This is a genomic window from Streptococcus suis YS161 (assembly GCF_002760245.1).
In the GTDB taxonomy this organism is placed as follows: domain Bacteria; phylum Bacillota; class Bacilli; order Lactobacillales; family Streptococcaceae; genus Streptococcus; species Streptococcus suis_I.
The window spans coordinates 1-25,169 of the sequence record NZ_ASCA01000012.1 but is presented as its reverse complement, the minus strand read 5'-3'; the positions used below and the strand labels follow the sequence as shown (position 1 = coordinate 25,169).

Genomic DNA, 25,169 nt, shown 5'->3' with positions numbered 1-25,169 from the left:
AAGAAAAGGATAAGAAATGGATACAATTATTGTTACAGGTAGTAAAAACGGTTTGAAAGGACAGGTTGAGATTGAGGGGGCGAAGAATGCCGTTCTGCCTTTATTGGCAGCAACAGTTCTAGCAAGTCAAGGGCAAACCAAATTAACTCAAGTGCCTATTTTGTCAGATGTCTATACAATGAATAATGTTGTACGTGGTCTGGGAGTTCGTGTGAAATTTGACGAGGAAACAAAGACTATCGATATTGACGCAACAGGTAAACTTGGTAGCGAAACTCCTTATAAGTATGTGAGTCAAATGCGCGCCTCTATTGTTATTCTTGGTCCGATTTTGGCTCGAAATGGTTATGCAAAGGTATCCATGCCGGGTGGTTGTACAATCGGTAGTCGTCCAATAGATTTGCACTTAAAAGGTTTGCAAGCTATGGGGGCTAAAATTAAGCAACGTGCGGGTTATATTGAAGCGAGTGCAGAGAACTTGCAGGGAGCTCATATCTATCTTGATTTCCCAAGTGTTGGGGCAACGCAAAATTTGATGATGGCTGCAACTCTGGCGCAGGGTACAACGGTATTGGAAAATGCAGCGCGAGAACCTGAAATTGTTGACTTGGCTATTTTCCTAAACAAAATGGGGGCCAAAGTTAAGGGAGCAGGTACAGAGACGATCACGATTACTGGTGTAGAAGAATTGACTGGCGCAGAACATCAAGTGGTGCAAGATCGTATCGAAGCGGGTACCTTTATGGTGGCAGCGGCAATGACTGGTGGCGATGTCTTGGTCAAGGATGCTGTCTGGGAGCACAACCGTCCACTCATTTCTAAGATGTTGGAAATGGGAGTTGAGGTGACGGAAGAAGCTGAAGGGATTCGAGTTCGTTCGCAAGTGGATAAGCTTAAACCTGTAACAGTAAAAACTTTGCCCCACCCAGGCTTCCCAACGGATATGCAGGCTCAATTTACAGCTCTAATGGCAGTTGCAAAGGGTGAATCTACCATGATTGAAACGGTATTTGAGAATCGTTTCCAGCATTTGGAAGAAATGCGTCGGATGGATTTGCATTCGGAAATTTTACGAGATACAGCTATTATCACGGGAGGACAAGCTCTGCAAGGTGCTCAGGTTATGTCTACTGATTTACGAGCAAGTGCCGCTTTGATTCTGGCTGGTTTGGTTGCTGAAGGTGAGACGATTGTAGGTAAATTAACGCACTTAGATCGAGGTTATTATCGTTTTCATGAGAAATTAGCTGCTTTAGGTGCAACGATTGAACGTGTGAGTGGAGAAGATGAAAATGGATAAGGATAATCTTAGCTATGTTGGTAAAAATTTAATCTTAGTAGCAGTTGTTTTGTTGATTGCTATTTTAGTGTTTATTTTAGGATTAATGGTTGGTTACGGTGTCATAGGAGATGGAGACAATGTATTTGCGGTGTTGTCACCAGCTAAGTGGCAAGAACTAATCGGTAAATTTACAGGAAAGTAGGCTGGACCTGCTTTTTTGATGGAGAGAAAATGGCGAAGAAAAATGTAAGAAAACAAGCGATGAGTCTGCTCAGCTTATTGGCTACGATTGTTGTAGTAGCGGGTGGTTATCTTTTAAGTGATAACAAGAGCAGTAATGTTGCTAATTATTCCTATTATGTCAATCAGTCTAAGGCAAGCGAGAGCACACCTAGTCAGGAACTGGCTAGTTCGGTATTGACTGAGGATGTAAAGAAACAGCTTGGACATTCAATTGACTGGAATGGAGCGGGTGCTTTTATCATCAACGGAAATAAGACTGATTTAGATGCTTCAGTCTCTAGCAAGCCCTATGCGGATAATAAGACAAAGACTGTGCAGGGAGAAACGGTTCCAACAGTGGCAAATGCCCTTTTAGCCAAATCAACGCGACAGTATAAGAGTCGTGAAGAAACAGGAAATGGTTCGACTTCATGGACTCCGCCTGGCTGGCATCAGGTACAGGATTTGGATGGATCCTATGATCATGCGATTGATAGGGGGCATCTGCTGGGCTATGCCTTGATTGGCGGTTTAAAAGGCTTTGATGCTTCAACCAGCAATCCTAAGAATATTGCAGTTCAAACAGCTTGGTCCAATCAGGCAAGGGCTGAGGATTCGACGGGGCAAAACTATTTTGAGAGTCAAGTTCGTAAAGCTTTGGATAAGAACAAACGTGTTCGTTACCGCGTGACCTTGGTGTATGCTGATGAGGATGATTTGGTTCCAGTCGGAAGTCATCTAGAGGCAAAAGCAGCAGATGGTAGCCTAGAGTTCAATGTGTTCGTTCCAAACGTGCAGAGTGGGCTAAGTATTAATTATCATAGTGGGGAAATTTTAGTGAATCAATAAATAGTCAGATGAATTCTCCCTCGCTAAATCAAATATATCAGACGATTTTCATGGAAAATCGTCTTTTTTTGCGTATTATTAAAAAAACTTACAAAAACAGTTGACAAATCATCTGATGAATATTAGAATATAGTTAAAGAAAACGCTTACGACTTTGTCGTAGAAAACATTTAGGAGGAATTTCCAATGGAAAAACATGTTGAGCAACGTGTCGAAGACGTTACTTATAACAAAGCCAAGTTATGGCAAATTATATTATTTGCGATGAACAATTCATCGACGAATATTTACTTGGTTGCCTTTACTTTCGTGACTTATTTATCGACAGGCGTGCTTGGTCTGGCAGCCCTGTTTGTTAGTCAACTCATGGGCTATATTCGTATCTTTGATGGTTTCATCGATCCTACAATCGGAGTTATCATTGATAAAACGGATACTAAGTTTGGTAAATATCGTCCTATCTTGGTTTTGGGAAATATCATTACAGCAGCTTCTCTCTTTATGATGTTGGGCTTAAGCGGTGTGAGTGAAAACCTCCGTCTTCCTCTATTCATCCTTGTTTTGATTATCCATAAAATTGGTTATTCATTGCAACAGACTATTACAAAAGCAGGACAAGTTGCGCTTACCAATGATCCAAAGCAACGTCCAATCTTTAATATTGTTGATGGTATTGCCACAACTGTATTGATGACTGGTAGTCAGGTTGTTGTGTCAGGGACATTGGTTCCGAAACATGGTGGTTTCACTCCAAGTTTCTTCCAAGAATTGTTCCTCGGTGTAGTAGTAATTTCAGCTGTTCTGGGTATTCTTGCTATTATCGGTATTTGGGAGAAAGACAATAAGAAATACTTTGGTCTTGGTGAGAAGACACAAGAAACGAAGTTGAAAGACTACTGGAAAGTTATCAAAGGAAACAAACCTTTGCAGGTTCTTTCAATCTCTGCAGCCTTTGTAAAATTTGTTGCTCAACTGTTTGGAGATTCCGTTATCGGGGTTATGTTGTATGGTATTATCTTCGGTGACTATGCTCTTTCTGGAAAAATGTCTATGCTTTTGATTTTGCCAGGTATTCTTGTAACAGTTGGTGCTGCGCAATTGGCTCGTCGTAAAGGTTTACGTTTTGCATATGTAACGGCCCTTCAGCTGGGAATTACAGGTTTGATTATTCTTGCTGTTATGCTTCTTTCTGCTGAACCTGGAATGTTAGATTTAACGAATTGGAATCTCTATACAATCGGATTCTTTGTTGTCTATATTGTAGCACGCTATGCATCTACTGCTCCATCTGGCTTAGTATTGACAATGGGGGCAGATATTACAGACTATGAAACATCAGTATCTGGTCGTTACTTGTCAGGTATGATTGGGACTATCTTCTCATTGACTGACTCGTTTGCTTCTTCATTTGCTCCGATGGTGGTTGGTTTTGTATTAGCAGGTATTGGTTTTGGCAAAGAGTACCCAACCGTTGAAACAGCATTCTCTACAGATTTGAGAATGGCGTTGATTGTCCTATTGACAGTGATTCCAGTAGTAGTTTTGAGTCTATCCTTGTTCTTGATGAAATTCTACAAACTAGACCGTGAAGAAATGGCTCGTATTCAAGAGAAAATCCATGTTATGAAAGCAGCAAAAGATGAGGAGCGAGTGCGTGCAATCGCGAAAAATGTTCCATTATCTGATATGGATTATGTTGATGTAACTCAATATAAGGTTGACCAGTACGATGAGTAACTAATATCGAAAAACTGACCTAGTTGGAGGATTCCAGCTGGGTCTTTCATCTAGGAGGCGGTATGAAAAAAATATTAGCGTTTGGAGAAGTTTTATTACGGCTATCTCCTCCTCATTATCAGACCTTAACACAGGCTACCAGTTTAGATTGTCAATTTGGTGGCTCAGAGTTGAATGTCTTGGCCAGTTTAGCACAGCTGGGGCATTCAGTTGAGTTGGTGACGGCACTTCCTGAAAATGAAGTGGGAAAGATGGCAGAACACTTTCTTTTTGCACGGCAGATTGGACAGAAGCATCTGATTCGAAAAAAAGGAAGGCTTGGACTTTATTACTACCAAAAAGGTTTTTCGCTCAGGCCTAGTCAGGTGACCTACGACCGTGATTATTCTGCCTTTAGCTTATCCAAGGAAGAAGATTATGATTTGGAAGGCATGTTTGACGGTGTCGATTGGTTTCATGTCAGTGGTATAACGGTCGCTTTGAATCCAGATATTTATCGACTGGCCTTTCGCTTAATGGAGATGGCAAAGGAGCAGGGTGTAAAGGTTTCCTTTGACTTGAATTATCGCGAAAGTTTGTGGTCTTCTTTTGAAGAAGCAAGGGAAAAACTATCTCCCTTTGTGCAGTTGGCGGATATTTGCTTTGGTCTAGAGCCTATTCAACTCTTCAATGAATCTGGTAAAGATGTGAAGGATGAATTGGGGTTGAAGCGTCCTTATGAAGATAAGGATACTTTGTTGAAGGTTGTTAAAAGTTTAGCAGAGAACTATTCTTTGCAGGGTCTTGCTTTTACCCAGAGGGAAATGACCTACAATAATGAATATTTGCTGAAGGCATACTTGTATCAAGACGGTATGCTTTATGCAACGGAAAAAGAATCCATTCAAGTTTTGGACCGTGTTGGTACAGGAGATGCCTTTACAGCAGGAATTATTTTTGGCTATTTGCAGGAAAAAACGCCACGGGAAATACTCGACTTAGGTATGGCTAGTTTTCAATTCAAACATACCATTGAAGGGGACATTAATGTCATCAGTCAATCAGATATTGATTTGCTATTGAAAAAAGGGTCACGTGAAATAAAACGATAGAAAGAAGGAAAAAGTATGTTGTATCCAATACAAACAAAAACACGTTCAGTCTATTCCTTAAATGGAATATGGAAATTTAAGCAAGGGAACAATGATGTTCATACTCTGTTAGATACAGATGATGTAATGGTTGTACCAAGTTCTTTTAATGATCTTGTTGTTGATAAGGACAAACGTCGTTTTGTCGGAGATAATTGGTATGAACTGATGGTAGCTCTTCCAGTAGTAGCTGATGATGAAGAGTTAGTTGTACGCTTTGGTTCGGTGACACATCAGGCAAAAGTTTATGCAGATGGTCAGTTAATCGGGGAGCACAAGGGTGGTTTCACACCTTTTGAATGCTTGATTCCCTCAAACTTATACGACGCTGATCAATTCCGTTTGACAGTTTGTGCCAATAATGAGTTGAATTACACAACCCTCCCAGTAGGGAATTATAGTGAAGAAGTGGATGAGAATGGTCAAATTGTGAAGACCGTCAAGGAAAATTTTGACTTTTTCAACTATGCTGGTATTCAGCGGACGGTTCATCTCTATAAACGTCCAAAAAATAGGATTGAGGATATTGTTATTCGGACGGAGCTAAATCAAGATTTGACTCAGGCGGTAGTGAATGTTGATGTGAAGACAGTTGGGCAGTACGATTCCATCCGTATGTCTATTCTAGATCAAGAGGGACAGGAAGTAGGTCTTATTGAAAATAGACAAATGGTCATTGAACATCCACGTCTTTGGGAAGTCTTAGATGCCTATCTCTATACTGCTAAAGTTGAATTAGTTGACGGAGAAAACTTACTCGATACCTACTCAGAACAATTCGGCATTCGTAGTGTTGCGGTTGAAAATGGGCAGTTTTTTATCAACGGAAAACCGTTCTATTTCAAGGGATTTGGGAAACATGAAGATACTTTCATCAACGGTCGTGGGTTCAATGAAGCAGCCAATCTGATGGATTTGAATTTGCTTAAAGATATTGGAGCAAATTCCTTTAGGACATCTCATTATCCTTATTCAGAAGAAATGATGCGTCTGGCAGATCGTTTGGGAATTGTCGTCCTTGATGAAGTGCCAGCAGTTGGCCTATTCCAGCTTTTCAATGCATCCTTGAATTTGACAGGGGATTCTGAAGAGGTAAAAAGCACCTGGGAAGTTATGCAAACCAAGGATGCTCATGAATTGGTGATTGATGAATTGATAGCACGTGACAAAAATCATCCATCCGTAGTGATGTGGGTTGTTGCCAATGAACCGGCAGGGCATGAAAAGGGAGCACGTGCTTACTTTGAACCTCTGATTCAGCGCATGAGGGACAGAGATCCTTCTAAGCGTCCTGTGACCTTGGTCAATATTATGACAGCAACGCCTGATAAGGATGAGGTTATGGATTTGGTCGATGTTGTCTGTCTCAATCGTTATTATGGTTGGTATGTTGCTCATGGTGAGTTGAAGGCGGCAGAGAAAGGGCTCCGTCAAGAGTTGGAGACTTGGCAAAAACTTTATCCTGACAAGCCGATTTTGATTACGGAATATGGTGCAGATACTCTTCCAGGCTTGCATTCGATGTGGAATATTCCTTATACAGAGGAATTTCAAGTGGATTACTATGAGATGAACCATCGAGTCTTTGATTCTATTCCTAATTTGGTTGGTGAGCAGGTCTGGAATTTTGCTGATTTTGAAACCACGGTTGGTCTCATTCGCATTCAAGGAAATCACAAAGGATTGTTCTCGAGAAATCGACAACCCAAGCAAATTGTAAGAGAAATTAAGAAACGTTGGACTGCCATTCCAAACTACCATTATAAGAGGAAATGAGCTATAATAGTAGCAAATAGAAAGTTGTATTGGAGGACCAAGCACATGGCGAAACCCTTGGTAGAAAAAGCATCGGAACGCTTATTGGAATTGATTTTGGAAAGAGGATATGAAGTTGGTGACAAGCTTCCAAATGAGTATGAATTGGCCCAAGATTTAGAAGTTGGCCGTTCGACTGTTCGTGAAGCTGTTCGGAGTTTGGCTACTCGAAATATTCTGGAGGTACGCCAAGGGTCAGGAACTTACATCAGTTCCAAAAAAGGAGTATCTGAGGATCCTTTAGGTTTTTCTTTGGTCAGAGACCGTGTGAAGTTGACGACAGATTTGTTTGAAGTGCGGTATTTGCTTGAACCGAGAATTGCGGAGCGTGTTGCACAGTTTGCTTCAGATGAAGATATTGCTCGACTAGAAGAAATTGTCCTTGCTATTGAAGAAGCAGTAGCTGCTGGAGATTCGAAGCATCTGGAATTGGATGTACAATTCCACTGTATGTTAGCTGAGATGAGTGGGAATCTGGCTATGACAAGTCTCATGCCCGTCATTAATCAATCTATTCATCTGATCAATGAAAATTATTCAAATCGTCAGATGAAATCGGATAGTTTACAGGCCCATAGGAATATCTTAATGGCTATCAAACAACGTCACCCTGTTGCAGCATATGATAGCATGTTAGCACATATTATATCAGTAAGACAGGTTGTTTTAAGCGAATGGTTCGATAAAGATATGACCTTGCATGGTCTCAATAATCATAAATAGAAATATGAAATAGACAGCCCGGAAGAATTCTTCTGGGTATTTTTTTCTTTTTTCTTGACAAATCATCTGACGAATTGTATACTATAGCTATAAATGACAACGCTTTCTAATTGGAGGTCAAGATGTTAAAGCAATTAAAAGAAAATTACTTTTTCGCAGTAATTCGCGGAAAAGATGAAGAAGATGCAAAAGAAATCGCTCGCCATGCGATTTTGGGAGGTATTCGAAATATTGAAATTACATTTTCGACTCCAAATGCAGCGACAGTTATTAAAGAATTACAGGAAGAGTTCTCAGATGATTCTTCTGTAGTCATCGGGGCGGGAACAGTAATGAATCTTAAGTTGGCACAAGAGGCAATTGACGCTGGTGCTAGTTTCCTGGTTAGTCCTCATTTTGATCAAGAAATTCAAGACTTGGCGCAAGATGCTGAAGTATTCTACTTCCCAGGCTGTGCAACTGCAACAGAGATTGTCACAGCTAGTCAGGCGGGATGTCCTATTATCAAGCTTTTCCCTGGTGGCGTGTTGGGGCCTGGATTTATCAAGGATATTCACGGTCCTATTCCTGACGTAGATTTGATGCCTTCAGGCGGAGTGTCAGTTGAAAATGTTGCAGATTGGAAAAAGGCAGGCGCTTGTGCTGTTGGAGTCGGTTCAGCTCTGGCAAGTCGAGTGCAGGCTGAAGGCTATGAAAGTGTAACGACGATGGCTCGCAGTTTTGTTGCAGCTTTGGAGGTATGAAATGAGTTTTAATGATAAAAACTTTATGCTAAAAAATGAGCCTGCTAAGGAGCTTTACGGGAAAATAGCAGAGCTTCCTATCTATGATTTCCATTGCCACTTGGATCCTAAGGAAATTTTTGAAGATAAGGTTTATGAAGATGTTGTTGATCTATGGCTGGGGGGTGACCATTATAAGTGGCGTTTGATGCGGGCTAATGGTATTTCAGAAGAAGAAATTACAGGTTCAGCAAGTAAACTAGATAAGTTTAAGGCTTGGGCAAGAACCTTGGAACAGGCTTTCGGAAATCCTCTCTATCATTGGAGTCATTTGGAATTGCAACAAGTTTTTGGTATTGATGAATTGTTGACAGAAGAAAATGCGGAGCGACTCTATCATCAGCTCAATACCTATTTGCAAGAACATCAAGTTAGTCCACGGAAACTGATTGCGGATGCTAGGGTGACCTTTATTGGAACAACTGACCATCCACTAGATACACTAGAGTGGCATAAGCGTTTGGCAGAGGACACGACTATAGATACTGTAGTAGCACCAACTTTCCGTCCAGATGAAGCCTTTATAGAACATCGAAATTTCAATTCATTTATTAAACGCTTGGAAGAAGTAACAGGGGTAGCAGTAAGAGACTTTGCAAGTTTTGTAGAGGCACTTGGTCAGCGCGTTTCCTATTTTGCTCAACACGGTTGCCGAGCAAGTGACATCAGTTTTACGGCTATTTCATACGAAGAAGCAAGCCTTGAAGAGCTTGATGATATTTTACTAGCAAGACTTGCAGGTAAAGAGGCTGGCCAATCCAGTATCAATAAATGGCAGACTGCTATCTTTAGAGAATTGTGCCGACTGTACAAGAAACATGGCTTTGTGACACAAGTTCACTTTGGTGCCTTACGGAACAACCATACAGGACTGTTTGAAAAGCTTGGAGCAGATGTAGGCGCGGATTCGATTGGAGACCAGACATATCTGACTGTGAATTTGAATCGTTTGTTAGATAACTTGGTCAAGGAAAATGCCCTTCCAAAAATGATTTGGTACAATCTCAATCCAAGTTACAACATTGCTCTAGCCAATACTCTGGCGAATTTCCAGTCCAATGAGGAAGGGCTTCGTAGCCAGCTACAATTTGGTGCTGGTTGGTGGTTCAATGACACCAAGTTGGGTATGATTGACCAGATGAATGCTTATGCAGAACAGGGTATGCTTGCTAATTTTGTTGGTATGTTGACCGATTCGCGTAGCTTTTTATCTTATCAACGGCATGATTATTTCAGACGCATTTTAGCGACTTATGTCGGCCAATGGATTGTTGATGAAGAAGTGCCTGAAGATTACAATCGTTTAGGGCGGTTTGTAGAAGCCATATCCTATTACAATGCCAAAGAATTTTTTGAACAATAAAGGAGAGTAAATCATGAAAATGTCATTTCGATGGTATGGGAAAAAGGATCCTGTGACACTTGAAGAGATTAAGGCGATTCCTGGTATGCAGGGGATTGTGACTGCTGTCTATGATGTGCCAGTTGGTCAAGCTTGGCCCCTTGAAAATATTCTAGAGCTGAAAAAAATGGTAGAAGAGGCAGGACTTGAAATTACTGTTATTGAATCCATTCCTGTCCATGAAGACATCAAACAAGGGAAGCCAAATCGTGATGCGTTAATCGAAAACTATAAAACTTCCATCCGTAATGTCGGGGCTGCAGGTATTCCAGTTGTATGCTACAATTTCATGCCTGTGTTTGACTGGACCCGTTCAGACTTGCATCACCCACTTCCAGATGGATCGACCTCTTTAGCTTTCCTTAAATCTGATTTAGCAGGTGTTGATCCTGTGGCGGATGATTTGAACTTACCAGGTTGGGATTCATCCTATTCCAAGGAAGAAATGAAGGCTATTATCGAAAATTATCGTCAGAATATTTCCGAAGAAGATTTATGGGCGAATTTGGAGTATTTTATCAAAGCGATTATGCCAACGGCTGAGGAGGCTGGCGTCAAAATGGCCATTCATCCTGATGATCCGCCCTACGGAATCTTTGGTTTACCGCGAATCATCACAGGTCAAGAAGCCGTTGAACGATTTTTGAATCTCTATGATTCAGAGCACAATGGAATTACCATGTGTGTCGGATCCTATGCTTCTGATCCGAAAAATGATGTCCTTGCCATGACAGAATATGCTCTCAAACGCAATCGCATCAATTTTATGCATACGCGCAATGTGACAGCAGGTGCTTGGGGCTTCCAAGAAACTGCACATTTGTCACAGGCTGGTGACATCGACATGAACGCTGTTGTTAAATTATTGGTAGACTATGACTGGACTGGTGCCTTGCGTCCAGACCACGGTCGTCGTATCTGGGGAGACCAGACCAAGACACCTGGTTATGGTCTGTATGACCGAGCCCTTGGGGCAACCTACTTTAACGGTCTCTATGAAGCCAATATGCGAGCAGCAGGCAAGACACCAGATTTTGGAATTACAGTCAAAACAGTTGGAAATAAGGAGAGCTAATATGTCACGTGTTATTGAGTTTAAGGATAAGGTTGTTGTTATTACAGGTGCAGGAGGCGTTCTTTGTGGCTATTTAGCAAAAGAATTTGCTAAGGCAGGTGCAAAGGTTGCGCTTTTGGACTTGAATGAGGCTGCGGCTCAGGTCTTCGTTGATGAGATTGCAGCAACAGGAGGCGTTGCGAAAGCCTATAAATCTAACGTTCTTTCTAAGGAGAATTTGGAAGAAGTTCGCCAGCAAGTCCTAGCAGATTTTGGTCCTGTAGATATATTAATCAATGGTGCTGGAGGCAATAATCCCAAAGCGACAACGGACAATGAATTCCATGAGATTGGATTGCCAGCTGATACCAAAACTTTCTTCGACTTGGATGAAGCAGGTATCAACTTTGTGTTCAATTTGAACTATTTGGGAACCTTATTGCCAACACAGGTTTTTGCACAGGATATGATTGGTCGCTCGGGAGCAAATATTATCAATATTTCCAGCATGAACGCCTTTACTCCTTTGACAAAAATTCCAGCCTATTCAGGTGCCAAGGCTGCCATTAGTAATTTTACCCAATGGTTAGCAGTCCATTTTTCAAAAGTTGGTATCCGCTGTAATGCGATTGCTCCAGGATTTTTGGTAACCAACCAAAACCGTGGCTTGCTATTTGACGAGTCAGGTCAACCGACCGCACGTGCCAACAAGATTTTGACCAATACACCGATGGGACGCTTTGGTGAAGCCGAAGAGTTGGTCGGAGGAGTCTTCTTCTTGGCGGATGAGAATTTGTCAAGTTTTGTCAACGGTGTTGTTTTACCGATTGACGGTGGCTTCTCAGCCTATTCAGGAGTCTAATGATGAAGATGGAATACGTATTTTGTGTGGACTCTGATGGCTGCGCCATGGACACCATGACCTACAAACATAAACTTTTTTTCGGCCCCTTGGCTGCAGATGTTTTTGATGTCAAAGATAAAGAATCGTTTTTAGCTGAATGGAATCGAGTCAATCTCTACTCGCGAGAACGTGGCATTAACCGTCTTGTAGGCTTAGTTAAAGGCCTAGAATTTGCAGGTGTGACTGGTATAGACAACTTGAAAAATTGGGTTGCTACAACGGATTCTTTGTCAAATGCTTCTCTGGAAAGATTGATAGAGGAGCAGTCGTCAAAAGACTTGGAATTAGCCTTAAAATGGTCCACTCAAGTCAATCAAGCCATTAAACAGTATAGCGGTCCTGTTTTAGCCTTCATCGGCGTTCACAAGGGCTTGGAAAAATTGAGCCAGTTAGGAAAAGTCTACGTGGTTTCTTCTGCTAATAAGGAAGCAGTAGAAGAAGAGTGGACAGACCAAGGTTTGATGGACTATGTTACAGAATTGTACTGTCAAGACCGTGGTAAGAAAGAAGATGTCATCAAACTGTTAATAGAGGAAGGGTATTGTCCTGATAAGATTATGATGATTGGTGACTCGCCTGGTGATTTGAAGGCGGCGGAATTGAACGGTGTCCATTTCTATCCTATTTTAGTAGGACGAGAGATGCAATCTTGGACAGATTTGACAGAAACGATTGCAGATGAATTTGCTCATCAAGTATTCACAGGTGAGAAAGAAACAGAATTGACACAGGCATTTTGGAATAATTTAGACGACTAGAGAAGGGCTAGAGGCGCTATGTCCTCTAGCTTTTTTGGAGGCAAATATGACACATTTAGTAGATTTACGGAAGAAACCTTACAACCTTGACGAAGAGGCTATTTCTTGGATTGAAGAAACCATTGCTCAGATGACCTTGGATGAAAAAATCGGTCATCTCTTTGTCAACATGGGTAGTCAGCGAACAGAAGAATATCTAACAGGAGTCCTAAATGATTATAAGATTGCTGCTGTTCGCTACAATCCTGGACCAGCTGCAGATATTTGGGAGCAAAACTATATTTTGCAGACCAAGTCTAAGATTCCCCTTTTGATTGCAGCTAATACCGAATCTGGTGGGAATGGCGCTGTTACGGATGGAACGAAAATTGGGGATGAAATCAAGATTGCTGCGACAGCCGATCCCCGCTATGCTTATGAAATGGGGAAAGTTGCAGGACTTGAAGCAGCTGCGGTAGGATGCAATGCCTCCTTTGCACCAATTATGGACCTAAGCCGTAATTGGCGCAATCCAATCATTGCAAACCGAACTTGGGGAGCTAACGTAGACCAAGTCATTGAATTATCTAAAGAATACATGCGTGGCATTATGGAACACGGCATTGTGCCGTTTGCTAAGCATTTCCCAGGCGATGGTATTGATGAACGTGACCATCATCTCTCTTTTGCTTCGAATCCCATGACCAAGTCTGAATGGATGGAAACATTTGGACGGATTTACGGTGAGATGGCTGACGCAGGTCTTCCAGGTATTATGGCGGGACACATTCATTTGCCAAATGTTGAGAAAGAAATGCATCCAGAACGTGAATTGGATGACATGTTGCCAGCTTCGCTGAATAAAACCCTCTTGGATGAATTGCTTCGTGGAGAGTTAGGTTACAATGGTGCCATTGTAACGGATGCCAGTCACATGATCGGTATGACTGCCTCTATGCCACGTCGTGAGCTATTGCCTACAGCTATTGAGGCAGGATGTGATCTGTTCCTTTTCTTCAATGATCCAGAAGAAGATTTGCAATGGATGAAAGAAGGATTGGAAAATGGTCTGCTTTCTGAGGAACGCCTCCATGATGCCCTTCGTCGTACCTTGGGCTTGAAAGCTAAACTCGGTCTTCACTTGTTTGAAGGTCGTCGTCAGGAAATCATGTTGCCAAAAGAAGAAGCGCTGGCTTTGATTGGTAGAGACGAGGCAAAACAGCTTGCCAACGAAGTAGCTGATAAGGCGATTACCTTGGTAAAAGCCAAACAAGAAGGAATTTTCCCTGTCAATCCAGAACGCTACAAACGTATTTTGTTGGTAGAAGTAGATGGCTATAAGGGTGGTTTTGGTGCCATGATCAATGCTGGCAAGAAGAGAGCAGCCGATACGCTGAAAGAACTATTAGAAGCTCGAGGTCACCAAGTATCTATCTGGGAAAATACAGAAGCACGGATTGCCAAATTGCCAGAAGAAGAAAGACCAGCAGCGATTGCAAATGTCTATGCTTCCAAACGTCCTATTGCCGAAATCACAGAACACTACGATTTGATTATCAATTTAGTCGATGTCAACTCAGGAGGGACAACTCAGCGGATTATTTGGCCAGCTGCCAAGGGAACGCCAGACCAGCCTTTCTATGTTCACGAAATTCCAACCATTGTTGTCTCTGTTCAGCACCCATTTGCACTTGCAGATATGCCACAGGTTGCAACTTATATCAATGCTTACGATGGCTTGCCTGTCACTTTAGAAGCCTTGGTTGCTAAACTAGCAGGAGAGTCAGACTTTACAGGAGTATCGCCTGTTGATGCCTACTGTGGTTTGCTAGATACACGTATTTGGCGAGGAAAATAAGGAGGAAATAATGCCTAGATTGGTTGATTTGCGGAAGAAACCCTATTGTTTGAATGATGAGCAGATTGCTTGGGTAGAAAATACCTTGGCTCATCTGACTGATGAAGAAAAAATCGGTCAATTGTTTGTCAATCTATTCTTCTTTGGAGGAGATGCCTTTAGTGGAAATAATCTGAGTAATCAGGAATTGATAAACCGATACCACATAGGTGGTGCTCGTTATATGAATGGCAGTCCAGAACAGGTACAAGGACTGATTAACGAGTTGCAAAGCTATTCAAAAGTACCTCTCTTGGTTGCAGCGAACTGTGACTCAGGTGGAGATGGGGCTGTGAAAGGCGGAACCTATATTTCCTCAGGTGCTCAATCGGAAGCCAGTCGGGATCCTCGTATTCCCTACCTAGCAGGTCTCGTATCTGCGCGCGAGGAGACTGCATTAGGTGTAAATGTCAACTTTGATCCTTGCGTGGACATTGTTCAGAACTGGCGCAATACGATTGTCAATACCAGAGCCTACGGCACAAATGCGGATGATGTTATTGCCTATACCAGTGCCTATCTAGAAGGATTGACTGCTGAAAGAGATGTTATTCAATGCATCAAGCATTTCCCAGGAGATGGTACAGAAGAACGTGATCAGCATCTAGTCCTCGGTGTCAATGAGCTCTCTCCAGAAGAATGGGACAAGAGTTTTGGTCGTGTCTATCGTCATCATATTGACGCTGGCGTTGAGATGATTATGGCGGGTCATATTGCCTTGCCTTACTATCAACAAACATTGAACCCGAATTTGAAGGACGAAGACATTTTACCTGCAACACTGGCTCCTGAATTGATTCAAGATTTATTGAAAGAAAAACTGGAATTCAATGGCTTGGTCATTACCGATGCCAGCCACATGTTGGGGATGACAGCAGCGATGCGCCGTGAAGACTACGTACCAGCAGCCATTGCTGCAGGTTGCGATATGTTCTTATTCTTCAATAACTTGGAAGAAGATTTTGAATTTATGCTCAATGGCTATCGCAAGGGAGTGATTACTGAGGAAAGACTTCATGATGCTCTCCGTCGCATTTTAGGTCTGAAAGCCAAACTCAATCTGCATATCAAGCAAGCGGAAGGAACCTTACTAAAATCAGCTGATGAATTAGCTATTATCGGCTGTGAAGAACACTTGGCTTGGCAACGTGAAGCAGCAGATAAAGCAATTACGCTGTTGAAAGATACACAGAAAAATCTTCCAATCAGTCCAGAAACCCATCGCAGAATCCGTTTGTATTACCTAGAAGGTGAAAAAGAAGGGATTATGGCGGCAAGTACCGAAGTGGTTGATAACCTTAAAGCTGCCTTGGAAGCGCGTGGTTATGAAGTGACCGTCAATGATGGTACGACTCGAATCAAAGGAAAAACGCTGCAATACCGAGAAGAAGTTGATTTAGCTTTAACGGTTGCCAATGTCATTGGATATGGAGCGCAGAATAATTACCGCATCCAGTGGAAAACAGCCATGTCCAATGAAGTTCCTTGGTATGTACATGAAGTTCCAACCATTTTCGTTTCACTAAACTATACAACTCACCTTCACGATGTTACCATGGTCAAAACTGCTATCAATGCCTATCATCATAATAAAAATACTATCGAATCCCTCCTTGATAAATTAGAAGGGAAAGATGCATTCTTTGGTGTGCCAAATGAGAATGTTTGGGCCAATAAATGGCAGGCAAAACTATAAAACTAAACTCTTTTCTATCCTAGATAGAGGGAGTTTTCTAGGAAGATTTCTTGCCAAACTTTCTTCTTTTTGATAGAATATTCTTAATTGAATAGAAGTCTGTGAGACTAGTACACCTATGGAAACTGCCCAGGGAGTTGAGCCGTGACTGCAAGCTCAATCAGTGAAAGTTGGTCGAATTCACTTACACAAGGACTTAGAAACAAGGTCTGCCTAGCAGATGAAAACGGATGGTACCGCGTGACAACGCTCCGATACGAGTGGTGTCATGCGTTTTTTTATTGGAGGAATTATGTCAAACATTGAACAACAGTTGGCCGATTTGCGCCAAACGACACTTGAAAAGTTAAAAGAAATCCAGCATCAAGGCGAAAAAGAACTACAGGACCTGCGTGTTGCGGTTTTGGGTAAAAAAGGGTCCTTGACGGACTTGTTGAAAGGCTTGAAAGACCTATCTAACGAAATGAAACCAATCGTTGGTAAGCAAGTCAATGAAGTACGTGATGTGCTGACGGCTGCCTTTGAAGAAACAGCTCAGAAGGTTGCGGCAGCGAAAATTCAACAACAATTAGCATCAGAAACCATTGATGTGACCTTGCCAGGTCGTCAGGTCAAGGTCGGAAAACGCCATATCTTGACCCAAACTTCTGAGGAAATCGAAGATATTTTCTTGGGCATGGGCTTCCAAATCGTTGACGGATTTGAAGTGGAAAAAGACTACTACAACTTTGAGCGGATGAATTTGCCTAAAGATCATCCAGCCCGTGATATGCAAGATACCTTCTACATCACAGAAGAAATCCTTATGCGGACCCATACGTCGCCTGTTCAAGCACGGACTATGGACCAGCATGATTTTTCTAAAGGTGCCTTGAAGATGATTTCACCAGGACGTGTTTTCCGTCGTGATACGGACGATGCGACACACAGCCACCAGTTCCACCAGATTGAAGGCTTGGTTGTCGGTGAAAATGTATCCATGGGCGATCTCAAAGGAACTTTGGAAATGATTATCAAAAAGATGTTTGGTGAAGAGCGTCAGATTCGCCTGCGTCCATCATACTTCCCATTCACTGAGCCTTCTGTTGAGGTGGATGTTTCCTGCTTCAAGTGCGGTGGTGACGGCTGTAACGTATGTAAGAAAACAGGCTGGATTGAAATCCTTGGTGCCGGCATGGTCCACCCGCAAGTATTAGAAATGAGTGGCATTGACTCAAACAAGTACTCTGGATTTGCCTTCGGCCTTGGTCAAGAACGTATTGCCATGCTCCGTTACGGTATCAACGATATTCGTGGATTCTATCAAGGCGATGTACGATTCTCGGAGCAGTTTTGATGTGAGACCTGTTTCTGATACTGAAAGTATCTAGAAATAGGTCTCACATCACTAGGTTTAGAGTTGAAAAAATGTCGTTTTCAACCTTAGAGCGTCGTAATCTCGCACTATTTAAGGTGTGGGAATCGCTGCTCTGCGACTTTCCTAGCTACCTTACTAGGATTTCTAGATAAAAATATCGTTTTGCTTGAAATCCGTCGTAATTCGATAAAGTTAGTAGATTGTTGATTGAGAGAAGCGGTAGCTGCTTTAGCAGCTTACTTAACCCGGTTAGAAATGAAAGGCATTGAGATGCAGATTGATCCTATACGTTTAGAAGAGGTTTCCGTATTGCAGGAGCTGGCCAAGCAGACCTTTGCAGAGACCTTCGCTCACGATAATGACCCGAAGGAACTGGAGGCATTCTTTGAGGAGTCTTATTCCTTGGAGGTCTTGACTAGTGAGTTGTCGGACCCCAATTGCCAGCACTATTTTCTAAGAGTAGATAATCAGATAGCTGGTTATCTTAAGCTCAACCAAGGTTCTGCCCAGACGGAGCAGGAGTTGGAAAATGCCTTTGAAATCCAGCGTATCTATCTCTTGCAGGCTTTTCAAGGTCGCGGTCTTGGGAAGGTCTTGTTTGAATTTGCTTTGGAAAAAGCAGAGCAGTCAAGTTGTGACTGGGTCTGGCTGGGAGTCTGGGAACATAATTACAAGGCTCAGAAATTCTATGCAAAATACGGATTTGAAAAATTTGGCCAGCATGAATTTGCGGTCGGTGATAAGATTGATGTGGATTGGCTACTGAAACGGCCTTTGCACCAGAAAGGATAATATGTTAGTAAGTTACAAATGGTTAAAAGAACTGGTTGATTTTGATGCGACAAGCCATGACTTGTCTGAAAAAATGTCAACAACAGGGATTGAAGTAGAAGGGGTTGAGCAAAAGAGTGCTGGCCTTTCTAAGTTGGTTGTTGGTCAGGTTGTGTCTGCTGAGTCCATTCCAGATACTCATCTCAATATCTGTCAGGTCAATGTGGGCGAGGAAATCACGCAAATCGTTTGCGGTGCTCCAAATGTCAAGCCAGGTATCAAGGTGATCGTCGCTCTGCCAGGTGCGCGTATCGCTGGCAACTACAAGATCAAGAAAGGTAAAATCCGTGGCGTTGAGTCCTTGGGTATGCTCTGCTCATTGAGCGAAATCGGCGTGTCCGACTCAGTTGTGCCAAAGGTCTATGCGGATGGAATCTACCATTTGCCGGAAGATGCGGTCGTGGGTGAGCCAGTCTTTTCATACTTAGACCTTGACGATGAGATTATCGAGCTGTCCATCACGCCAAACCGTGCCGACGCCCTCTCTATGCGTGGTGTGGCTCACGAAGTGGCTGCTATCTATGACAGCAAGGTCAACTTCAAGCCTGTTGTCTTGGAAGAAAGCGACAAGAAAGCCAGCGAAGTGATTGAAGTGGCCATTGAGTCAGACAAGGTGACTGCCTACACGGCCCGTGTTATTGAAAATGTGACCATCGCACCGAGCCCACAGTGGTTGCAAAACCTGCTTATGAACGCAGGTATTCGCCCGCTCAACAATGTGGTGGACATCACCAACTACATCTTGCTCTACTTCGGTCAGCCAATGCATGCCTTTGACTTTGCCAAGTTTGATGGCAAGAAAATCGTGGCTCGTCAGGCAAAAGAGGGTGAGAACTTGGTAACCCTTGACGGCGAAGAACGTGACTTGATTGCTGATGACATCGTCATTTCCGTTGGGGACAAGGCGGTTGCTCTCGGTGGTGTCATGGGTGGTGCCAACACAGAGATTGACAATAGCTCTAAGACCGTCGTGCTGGAAGCGGCCCTCTTTGACGGCAAGTCTATCCGCAAGACCTCAGGTCGCCTCAATCTTCGCTCTGAGTCCTCATCTCGCTTTGAAAAAGGCATCAACGTAGCGACCTTGACGGAAGCTATGGACACAGCCGCTGCTATGATTGCGGAGCTGGCTGGCGGTCAGGTCTTGTCTGGCATCGTTTCTGCGGGCAGCGTGGACACTTCGGACGTCCCAGTCACAGCGACTATTGATTACGTTAACCGCTCGCTCGGGACCAACCTCGACTATGCCCAAATCGCAGACATTTTCCGTCGTTTAGGTATGGAAACAACTGGCGATGCAAGTCAGTTTACAGTCGCAGTACCACGTCGCCGTTGGGACATTCGCATTCCAGCAGACTTGGTAGAGGAAATCGCTCGTATTTATGGTTACAATAATCTGCCGACCACTCTTCCGAGAGAGGATGGAACAGCAGGCGAGTTGACCCTGACCCAGAACATCCGTCGCCAAGTTCGTAGCCTGGCTGAAGGTGCAGGTCTGACAGAAATCATTTCTTACGCCTTGACAACGCCTGAAAAGGCTGTGGAGTTTGCGGCTCGTCCAACCACTGTGACCGAACTCATGTGGCCAATGACCGTTGATCGCTCTGCCCTTCGTCAGAATATGGTGTCTGGTATGTTAGACACAGTTGCCTACAACGTGGCTCGTAAGAATAAGAATTTGGCTCTTTACGAAATAGGAAAAATCTTTGAACAGTCTGGCAATCCAAAAGAAGACCTGCCGCAAGAAATCAATAAATTTGCCCTTGTCTTGACTGGTTTGGTGGCTGAGAAAGACTTCCAGACACCAGCTGTACCAGTTGATTTCTTCCATGCTAAAGGTATCTTGGAAGCTATCTTTGGTCACTACAAGTTGGCAGTTGACTTTGTAGCCACAAGTGAGATTGCTGCCTTGCACCCAGGTCGGACAGCTGAAATTCATTTGAATGGGGCTGTGATCGGCTTTGTCGGTCAGGTACATCCTCAAACGGCTAAGGACTACGGTATTCCTGAGACTTATGTGGCTGAAATCAATCTGGATGCGATTGAAGAAGCTCTCCAGCCTGCTCAGCCATTTACCGAAATCTCTAAATTCCCAGCGGTTAGCCGTGATATTGCCCTGCTCTTGAGCAGTGATGTTAAACATCAGGATGTCCTGGATGCCATTGCTGGTGCGGGCGTCAAACGCTTGACCAAGGTGACCCTCTTTGATGTCTATGCTGGCAGCAATATTGAGGCTGGTAAGAAATCGATGGCTTATAACCTGACCTTCCAGAATCCAGCGGATAGCTTGACGGATGAGGAAGTGGCTAAGTACATGGAGAAAATCAGTAAGTCGCTCGAAACACTTGGTGCTGAGATTCGTTAATTTGTAAATATTATGAAATCCTAGCCTGTGGGCTAGGATTTTTGGGAGCGGGACAGAACTCAGAGAAGTAAGGGAGTTCGTCGTCCCGCCCCCGCACAGTTGATTAGGTCAGATTTGGAGTGCGTAGCACGAACAAAACTGCCAATCAACCACTGCGCTGAGATGTTGACACAAGTCTTGAGAAGTGGAGGGGGCTATCTATTTACAAGAAGAGTTAGCTAAGAAAGGCTCAACATTCACCGAAAAAGAGGTTAATGCCTTTCTAGCTGAAGTCTATGATGATTATGCTATATTGAGACGCTACCTGGTGGACTACGGCTACTTGTCGCGCGACCAATATGGTTTGGAATACAGAATAGAAGAAAAGAGATGATTGCGGTCATCTCTTTTGTCTTACAAAATAAAGGGTTCAATCTTCAACTCTATCTGGTTGCCATACTTGGCTAGTAAATCGTCTGCCAGGGGGTGATAGAGTGTTCTTAGTTGTTCAATCTTGTCAGGGAATTGCTTGCCGATGTAGTCAAACTTGCATTCGATGGTTAAGAAAAGTTGGTGGAAGAGTTCGTTAATCTCATTCAAGCGGGCAATCATTTCTTCGTCTTCTTTGAGAAAATCAGGGATTTCTGAGTGATTGTTGACAAAACCGTCGATGAGTTTTATGGGGAAAGAGCCGTATTCTAGGACAAATTCGTACATGGGGTTCTCCTTGCCTTACTATTGATAGGACTATTGTAGCATAGATTAGAATGTGACAAAAGAATTTCAACTTTATTGTAGTTTAAGTTTTGTTTAATTTTATTTTCAGTTTCGTTTAAAGGTTATTCTGTAAACTAAGTATTATCATCGAGGCAGATATTTGCTTAGAAGTTTTTAGATAAAGAGGGAAAAACATGAAAACTAGAATCGTACAAAAACAGTTTAAGCGTAAAGAGACTAAATATATCGTTGATAAAGAAACTTTTGCCTTGCTAGAAAAAGATTTGCAGAAATATATGGTTTCAGATGAGTTTGCAACTTCAACCATTACGAATATTTATTTCGACAATGAAGAGTTCGATATGATTCAAGATTCCATTGCTAAGAAGAATGGTCGAGAAAAAATTCGGATGCGTGTCTACGATTCTAAACCTTCTGAATCAAGTCAAGCTTTTCTTGAAATCAAGAAAAAAGAAAATAAAATTGGCTATAAATACCGTTTAACTTCAAACCCTGTTTCTGTAACAAACTATATCGAAAATGGAGTGATTGATTCTACAATTAAAGACGATAAAGTTACATCAGAACTTGAGCAATTGAGAGAACGCTACGGGACTATTAAGCCTAAAATGTATATATACTACGATCGTGTATCCTACAAAGGAATCGAAGACAAAAAGGTTCGTCTCACAATTGATAAGAACTTACTTTATCGAGATTACGATGTAGATGCAATGGAAGGTAAATTTGGTAAGGACCTTTTGGATCCAACAAAAGTCATCATGGAAGTAAAAGTTCCAGAAGAACGACCAGACTGGTTGGTAGCCCTACTCGAAAAATACCAGATCGAAAAACAATCATTTTCAAAGTATGGCAATGCCTATAAGCTTGCCCACAACATCACTGGAGAGGAAGTAAGTCAACATGAAGCTGTTTAACAGTGTCTTTTCAACTGCCAATAGCAGTATCACCTTAACACAGATGGCGATGGTCTTTGCAGCCAGTCTGTCTATGGGGGTGCTCTTAGCAGCTGTTTATAAATATAAATCCAATTATACAAAGGAATTTGTCATCACACTAAGTCTAATGCCGGCATTGATTGCAGTAATCATAGCATTGGTAAATGGAAATTTAGGAGCAGGTGTTGCGGTAGCAGGGACTTTCAGTCTTATTAAATTCCGTTCAGCGGCAGGTTCTTCGAAGGAAATGCTTGCAGTCCTCTTAGCGATGGCTATCGGTCTAGCGACAGGGATGGGCTTCCTAGGTTTGGCTGTCTTTATGACGGTCATCCTATCTGCTTGTATCTTGATTTTTGAAAATATCAGCTTTACTCAAGTCAATCAAAATCGTCGACATCTCTTGGTAACAGTACCAATGGACTTTGACTACGATCAATTTTTTGAAAATCAATTTGGTAAATCTTGTAAGCAAGCCGACTTGATTTCCCTCAAATACAAGAAGAAAAAAGAAGCATTGATCTTAGAATATCAAGTTCTTCTTGATAAGAAGATTACAGATAAACGTTTGGTAGACACAGTATTATCAGCCGGTCCTTTGGATGTCGTATTGAACAAGCAAATGCCGAAGAAGAAGTATTTGTAATATCAAAGAGGGAGTGGGAAAGAACTCGACCATTCATAGAAGAGTTCGTCAACAAGTCCTTATTTCCAATTGTTGAGCTGAAACAGTCTATCCCCAGACTGTTTCACTCCCACCCCCGCATAGCTCAAAAGGTTCAGTGAACCTTTTGAGGTTGGAAATAGAGCGAACTTTGTTCGCAACAGTCGTAATGGTCAGATTTGGAGTGTAAAACACGAACAAATCTGCCAATCAACCACTGCGCTGAGATATTGACACTAACGTTGAGAAGCGGTGCTGGACTTTTTGCCCAGCCTTTTTCGTTTTTTATTAGCTTATTCTTCATAAAACTCAACGCTATAATCAAGCAGTTTGTCCCCGTCATAGCGGAAACAAGCGGAAAAAAATGGTTTGTCCTCTAATAGCCATTCTTGAAAGTGTCTGTCCCCTTCCCAGGTTGGTTTGGAGGGCACTTGGTCATAAGGAACCCATTCTAAATCGCCTTCGTTGCAATCAATAAGACTTCCTTCAAAACCGGTAATCTTAAAGACATAGGTGTACCAGTCTGTGTTTGGAGTAAAGTCTGGGAAGGTTATCACTCCTTTTAGAGCATGCTTCGTTACAGTAAGCCCAGTTTCCTCAAAGACTTCTCGAATAGCGCAAGCCTGCGGTGTTTCACCAGGTTCCAGTTTGCCACCAACTCCAATCCATTTACCTTGATGGACGTCATTTTCTTTTTTGTTTCGATGAAGGAGAAGAAATTCCTTACCATTATCAATGTAACAAATCGTAGCGAGTTGGACAGGTTTCTTGGTCATAGAGGCTCCTTGTAGTTGATTTATCCTATTATACCACAAAGGTGGGAGTAGGGACACCTGCTTGGTGCTCTGGTAGGGGACAGTTTTGGGATTAGCATGTTGAAAGCCCTTTTCTGAATACAGTTTTTAGGGTATAATAAGAACATCAAACTATTTAGGATGCATTATGTCAAAACAAGAACAAATCGAACAAACCATTTATCAATTATTGGAATTATTGGGTGAGGACCCGAATCGTGAAGGGCTCCTTAGATACGCCTAAACGGGTCGCTAAGATGTATCTTGAGATGTTTAACGGCTTAGAAGAGGACCCAAAAGACCAATTTACAGCTGTTTTTTCAGAGGGACATGAGGAAGTGGTCTTGGTCAAGGATATTCCTTTTCATTCTATGTGTGAACACCATTTGGTACCCTTTTATGGCATTGCCCATGTAGCCTATATTCCGAGTAAGGGGCGGGTGACAGGTCTTAGCAAATTGGCGCGTGCAGTGGAGGTGGCAAGTCGTCGCCCTCAATTGCAGGAGCGTTTAACTCATCAAGTTGCTCATGCACTTCAAGATGCCCTTGAACCAGAGAACCAGAAGGCGTTTTTGTCATGGTCGAAGCAGAGCATATGTGATGGAAGCGAGTGGAGCTACGCAGACGATTGCCAATAGCATTTTGAAAGTAATGGGAAAGGATAGTCCCTATAAGGGTTTGTTAGCCATTACTTTGATTGCTTCCATTCTGACCTATGGTGGTGTGAGTATTTTTGTAGTTATTTTTACCTTGCTTCCCCTTTCACGCCCCCTCTTTAAAGAGTTGAATATCAACTGGGCACTTTTTCCGATTCCTGTCTTTCTGGGAGCAGGTACCTATACGATGCCAACTCTTCCTGGGGTACCTTCCATCCAGAATGTCATTCCGACAAAAGTTTTGGGAACTAGCTTGACCGCGGCACTCGTTATCAGTTTGGCAGCCAGCTTGACGTTATTAGTATTTGGTTTGCTCTACATGGCCTACTGCCTCAAGAAAAGTCTAGCAAATGGAGAGACGTATACAGAAGAAGAGGATGAAACTGTTGTAGTGGTAGCTGATAAGACACCAAATCTATTTTTATCAGTCTTGCCTCTATTCAGTCTTATTGGGACGATTTTCCTAATGAGTAAAACTCCGAATGTCCTAGCAATCGGTTTGTTGGTCTCTATTCTTCTATCAGCTTTGATTTTTTATCCATATCTGCCAAATCATGACCACCCGTCAAACGGGTGGTTTGAACAAGGGCTATAAGCCCACATCACCAGCCAGCGCCTAAAGA

22 protein-coding genes and 2 pseudogenes are annotated in these 25,169 nt (G+C 42.6%); 22 read left to right on the top strand and 2 right to left on the bottom strand.

Translation table 11 applies throughout. The features are described from left to right. Positions 1–16: 16 nt before the first annotated feature. The 18 genes and pseudogenes from murA to SST111_RS02040 form a co-directional block, all read left to right on the top strand. On the top strand, positions 17–1,300 hold the full coding sequence (gene murA / locus SST111_RS02125; RefSeq protein ID WP_029172381.1) for a UDP-N-acetylglucosamine 1-carboxyvinyltransferase: 1,284 nt from the start codon (positions 17–19) through the stop codon (positions 1,298–1,300). Further along, positions 1,293–1,484: a DNA-directed RNA polymerase subunit beta gene (locus tag SST111_RS02120; protein ID WP_012775177.1), complete on the top strand. Its 192-nt coding sequence runs from the start codon at positions 1,293–1,295 to the stop codon at positions 1,482–1,484. Before murA ends, SST111_RS02120 begins: the two co-directional genes overlap by 8 nt. Positions 1,485–1,513: 29 nt before the next feature. Further along, complete coding sequence (locus SST111_RS02115; RefSeq protein ID WP_099809853.1) at positions 1,514–2,353, top strand: DNA/RNA non-specific endonuclease; 840 nt, start codon at positions 1,514–1,516, stop codon at positions 2,351–2,353. Between the two features lie 186 nt (positions 2,354–2,539). Then, positions 2,540–4,090: an MFS transporter gene (locus tag SST111_RS02110; RefSeq protein ID WP_099809852.1), complete on the top strand. Its 1,551-nt coding sequence runs from the start codon at positions 2,540–2,542 to the stop codon at positions 4,088–4,090. Between the two features lie 62 nt (positions 4,091–4,152). After that, the gene (locus SST111_RS02105) at positions 4,153–5,181 is read left to right on the top strand and encodes a sugar kinase (RefSeq protein WP_099778705.1); all 1,029 of its coding nucleotides are present in this window, start codon (positions 4,153–4,155) and stop codon (positions 5,179–5,181) included. Positions 5,182–5,196: 15 nt separating this feature from the next. Next, a complete protein-coding gene (gene uidA, locus SST111_RS02100; protein WP_099809851.1) occupies positions 5,197–6,996 on the top strand; it encodes a beta-glucuronidase in 1,800 nt (599 codons plus the stop codon). 45 nt (positions 6,997–7,041) lie between these two features. Then, positions 7,042–7,758 carry a FadR/GntR family transcriptional regulator gene (locus tag SST111_RS02095; RefSeq protein ID WP_099778707.1) on the top strand — a complete coding sequence of 239 codons (717 nt, stop codon included), beginning with the start codon at positions 7,042–7,044 and terminating at the stop codon, positions 7,756–7,758. A gap of 122 nt (positions 7,759–7,880) precedes the next feature. Next, positions 7,881–8,501 carry a bifunctional 4-hydroxy-2-oxoglutarate aldolase/2-dehydro-3-deoxy-phosphogluconate aldolase gene (locus SST111_RS02090; RefSeq protein ID WP_099809850.1) on the top strand — a complete coding sequence of 207 codons (621 nt, stop codon included), beginning with the start codon at positions 7,881–7,883 and terminating at the stop codon, positions 8,499–8,501. Position 8,502: 1 nt separating this feature from the next. Next, a complete protein-coding gene (gene uxaC, locus SST111_RS02085; protein WP_099809849.1) occupies positions 8,503–9,903 on the top strand; it encodes a glucuronate isomerase in 1,401 nt (466 codons plus the stop codon). Positions 9,904–9,916: 13 nt separating this feature from the next. After that, positions 9,917–11,017 (top strand): mannonate dehydratase, encoded by a 1,101-nt coding sequence (locus tag SST111_RS02080; RefSeq protein ID WP_029188531.1) that lies wholly within the window; start codon positions 9,917–9,919, stop codon positions 11,015–11,017. Position 11,018: 1 nt separating this feature from the next. Further along, complete coding sequence (locus SST111_RS02075; protein ID WP_099809848.1) at positions 11,019–11,858, top strand: SDR family oxidoreductase; 840 nt, start codon at positions 11,019–11,021, stop codon at positions 11,856–11,858. Beyond that, a complete protein-coding gene (locus tag SST111_RS02070) occupies positions 11,858–12,658 on the top strand; it encodes an HAD family hydrolase (protein ID WP_099809847.1) in 801 nt (266 codons plus the stop codon). The genes SST111_RS02075 and SST111_RS02070 overlap by 1 nt, the downstream gene beginning before the upstream one ends. A 46-nt stretch (positions 12,659–12,704) precedes the next feature. Beyond that, the gene (locus SST111_RS02065) at positions 12,705–14,495 is read left to right on the top strand and encodes a glycoside hydrolase family 3 protein (RefSeq protein ID WP_099809846.1); all 1,791 of its coding nucleotides are present in this window, start codon (positions 12,705–12,707) and stop codon (positions 14,493–14,495) included. A gap of 10 nt (positions 14,496–14,505) precedes the next feature. Beyond that, entirely contained in the window at positions 14,506–16,230 is a 1,725-nt protein-coding gene (locus SST111_RS02060) for a glycoside hydrolase family 3 protein (protein ID WP_099809845.1), read from the top strand. 292 nt (positions 16,231–16,522) lie between these two features. Further along, positions 16,523–17,566: a phenylalanine--tRNA ligase subunit alpha gene (pheS, locus tag SST111_RS02055; protein WP_099809844.1), complete on the top strand. Its 1,044-nt coding sequence runs from the start codon at positions 16,523–16,525 to the stop codon at positions 17,564–17,566. 291 nt (positions 17,567–17,857) lie between these two features. Next, the gene (locus SST111_RS02050) at positions 17,858–18,379 is read left to right on the top strand and encodes a GNAT family N-acetyltransferase (protein ID WP_099809864.1); all 522 of its coding nucleotides are present in this window, start codon (positions 17,858–17,860) and stop codon (positions 18,377–18,379) included. 1 nt (position 18,380) lies between these two features. Then, complete coding sequence (gene pheT / locus SST111_RS02045; protein WP_099809843.1) at positions 18,381–20,780, top strand: phenylalanine--tRNA ligase subunit beta; 2,400 nt, start codon at positions 18,381–18,383, stop codon at positions 20,778–20,780. Positions 20,781–20,979: 199 nt separating this feature from the next. Further along, positions 20,980–21,153, top strand: a pseudogene (locus SST111_RS02040) (DUF2087 domain-containing protein); the annotation flags it as partial. A 20-nt stretch (positions 21,154–21,173) separates the two neighbouring features. Here the strand turns inward: SST111_RS02040 and SST111_RS02035 are convergent. After that, positions 21,174–21,476 carry a hypothetical protein gene (locus SST111_RS02035; RefSeq protein WP_099809842.1) on the bottom strand — a complete coding sequence of 101 codons (303 nt, stop codon included), beginning with the start codon at positions 21,474–21,476 and terminating at the stop codon, positions 21,174–21,176. A 194-nt stretch (positions 21,477–21,670) separates the two neighbouring features. Here SST111_RS02035 and SST111_RS02030 point away from each other — a divergent pair, with 194 nt between their 5' ends. Together SST111_RS02030 and SST111_RS02025 are read left to right on the top strand one after the other, a co-directional pair. Next, on the top strand, positions 21,671–22,414 hold the full coding sequence (locus tag SST111_RS02030) for a polyphosphate polymerase domain-containing protein (RefSeq protein ID WP_099809841.1): 744 nt from the start codon (positions 21,671–21,673) through the stop codon (positions 22,412–22,414). After that, entirely contained in the window at positions 22,401–23,078 is a 678-nt protein-coding gene (locus tag SST111_RS02025) for a DUF4956 domain-containing protein (RefSeq protein WP_099809840.1), read from the top strand. The genes SST111_RS02030 and SST111_RS02025 overlap by 14 nt, the downstream gene beginning before the upstream one ends. 311 nt (positions 23,079–23,389) lie before the next feature. Here the strand turns inward: SST111_RS02025 and SST111_RS02015 are convergent, their stop codons facing one another. Next, positions 23,390–23,872 carry an NUDIX hydrolase gene (locus SST111_RS02015; protein WP_099809839.1) on the bottom strand — a complete coding sequence of 161 codons (483 nt, stop codon included), beginning with the start codon at positions 23,870–23,872 and terminating at the stop codon, positions 23,390–23,392. A 166-nt stretch (positions 23,873–24,038) separates the two neighbouring features. On the opposite strand from SST111_RS02015, the pseudogene folE reads away from it, so the two are divergent. Together folE and SST111_RS02005 are read left to right on the top strand one after the other, a co-directional pair. Continuing rightward, a pseudogene (gene folE / locus SST111_RS02010) lies at positions 24,039–24,488 on the top strand (GTP cyclohydrolase I FolE); the annotation flags it as partial. Further along, positions 24,488–25,141: a hypothetical protein gene (locus SST111_RS02005; protein WP_257211349.1), complete on the top strand. Its 654-nt coding sequence runs from the start codon at positions 24,488–24,490 to the stop codon at positions 25,139–25,141. The pseudogene folE and the gene SST111_RS02005, both read left to right, overlap by 1 nt. Positions 25,142–25,169: the final 28 nt, after the last annotated feature.

Excerpts from the sequence above, each read along its gene's own strand:
- murA (WP_029172381.1), top strand. The coding sequence starts at position 17 with ATGGATACAATTATTGTTACAGGTAGTAAAAACGGTTTGAAAGGACAG.
- SST111_RS02120 (WP_012775177.1), top strand. The coding sequence starts at position 1,293 with ATGGATAAGGATAATCTTAGCTATGTTGGTAAAAATTTAATCTTAGTA.
- SST111_RS02115 (WP_099809853.1), top strand. The coding sequence starts at position 1,514 with ATGGCGAAGAAAAATGTAAGAAAACAAGCGATGAGTCTGCTCAGCTTA.
- SST111_RS02110 (WP_099809852.1), top strand. The coding sequence starts at position 2,540 with ATGGAAAAACATGTTGAGCAACGTGTCGAAGACGTTACTTATAACAAA.
- SST111_RS02105 (WP_099778705.1), top strand. The coding sequence starts at position 4,153 with ATGAAAAAAATATTAGCGTTTGGAGAAGTTTTATTACGGCTATCTCCT.
- uidA (WP_099809851.1), top strand. The coding sequence starts at position 5,197 with ATGTTGTATCCAATACAAACAAAAACACGTTCAGTCTATTCCTTAAAT.
- SST111_RS02095 (WP_099778707.1), top strand. The coding sequence starts at position 7,042 with ATGGCGAAACCCTTGGTAGAAAAAGCATCGGAACGCTTATTGGAATTG.
- SST111_RS02090 (WP_099809850.1), top strand. The coding sequence starts at position 7,881 with ATGTTAAAGCAATTAAAAGAAAATTACTTTTTCGCAGTAATTCGCGGA.
- uxaC (WP_099809849.1), top strand. The coding sequence starts at position 8,503 with ATGAGTTTTAATGATAAAAACTTTATGCTAAAAAATGAGCCTGCTAAG.
- SST111_RS02080 (WP_029188531.1), top strand. The coding sequence starts at position 9,917 with ATGAAAATGTCATTTCGATGGTATGGGAAAAAGGATCCTGTGACACTT.
- SST111_RS02075 (WP_099809848.1), top strand. The coding sequence starts at position 11,019 with ATGTCACGTGTTATTGAGTTTAAGGATAAGGTTGTTGTTATTACAGGT.
- SST111_RS02070 (WP_099809847.1), top strand. The coding sequence starts at position 11,858 with ATGATGAAGATGGAATACGTATTTTGTGTGGACTCTGATGGCTGCGCC.
- SST111_RS02065 (WP_099809846.1), top strand. The coding sequence starts at position 12,705 with ATGACACATTTAGTAGATTTACGGAAGAAACCTTACAACCTTGACGAA.
- SST111_RS02060 (WP_099809845.1), top strand. The coding sequence starts at position 14,506 with ATGCCTAGATTGGTTGATTTGCGGAAGAAACCCTATTGTTTGAATGAT.
- pheS (WP_099809844.1), top strand. The coding sequence starts at position 16,523 with ATGTCAAACATTGAACAACAGTTGGCCGATTTGCGCCAAACGACACTT.
- SST111_RS02050 (WP_099809864.1), top strand. The coding sequence starts at position 17,858 with ATGCAGATTGATCCTATACGTTTAGAAGAGGTTTCCGTATTGCAGGAG.
- pheT (WP_099809843.1), top strand. The coding sequence starts at position 18,381 with ATGTTAGTAAGTTACAAATGGTTAAAAGAACTGGTTGATTTTGATGCG.
- SST111_RS02035 (WP_099809842.1), bottom strand. The coding sequence starts at position 21,476 with ATGTACGAATTTGTCCTAGAATACGGCTCTTTCCCCATAAAACTCATC.
- SST111_RS02030 (WP_099809841.1), top strand. The coding sequence starts at position 21,671 with ATGAAAACTAGAATCGTACAAAAACAGTTTAAGCGTAAAGAGACTAAA.
- SST111_RS02025 (WP_099809840.1), top strand. The coding sequence starts at position 22,401 with ATGAAGCTGTTTAACAGTGTCTTTTCAACTGCCAATAGCAGTATCACC.
- SST111_RS02015 (WP_099809839.1), bottom strand. The coding sequence starts at position 23,872 with ATGACCAAGAAACCTGTCCAACTCGCTACGATTTGTTACATTGATAAT.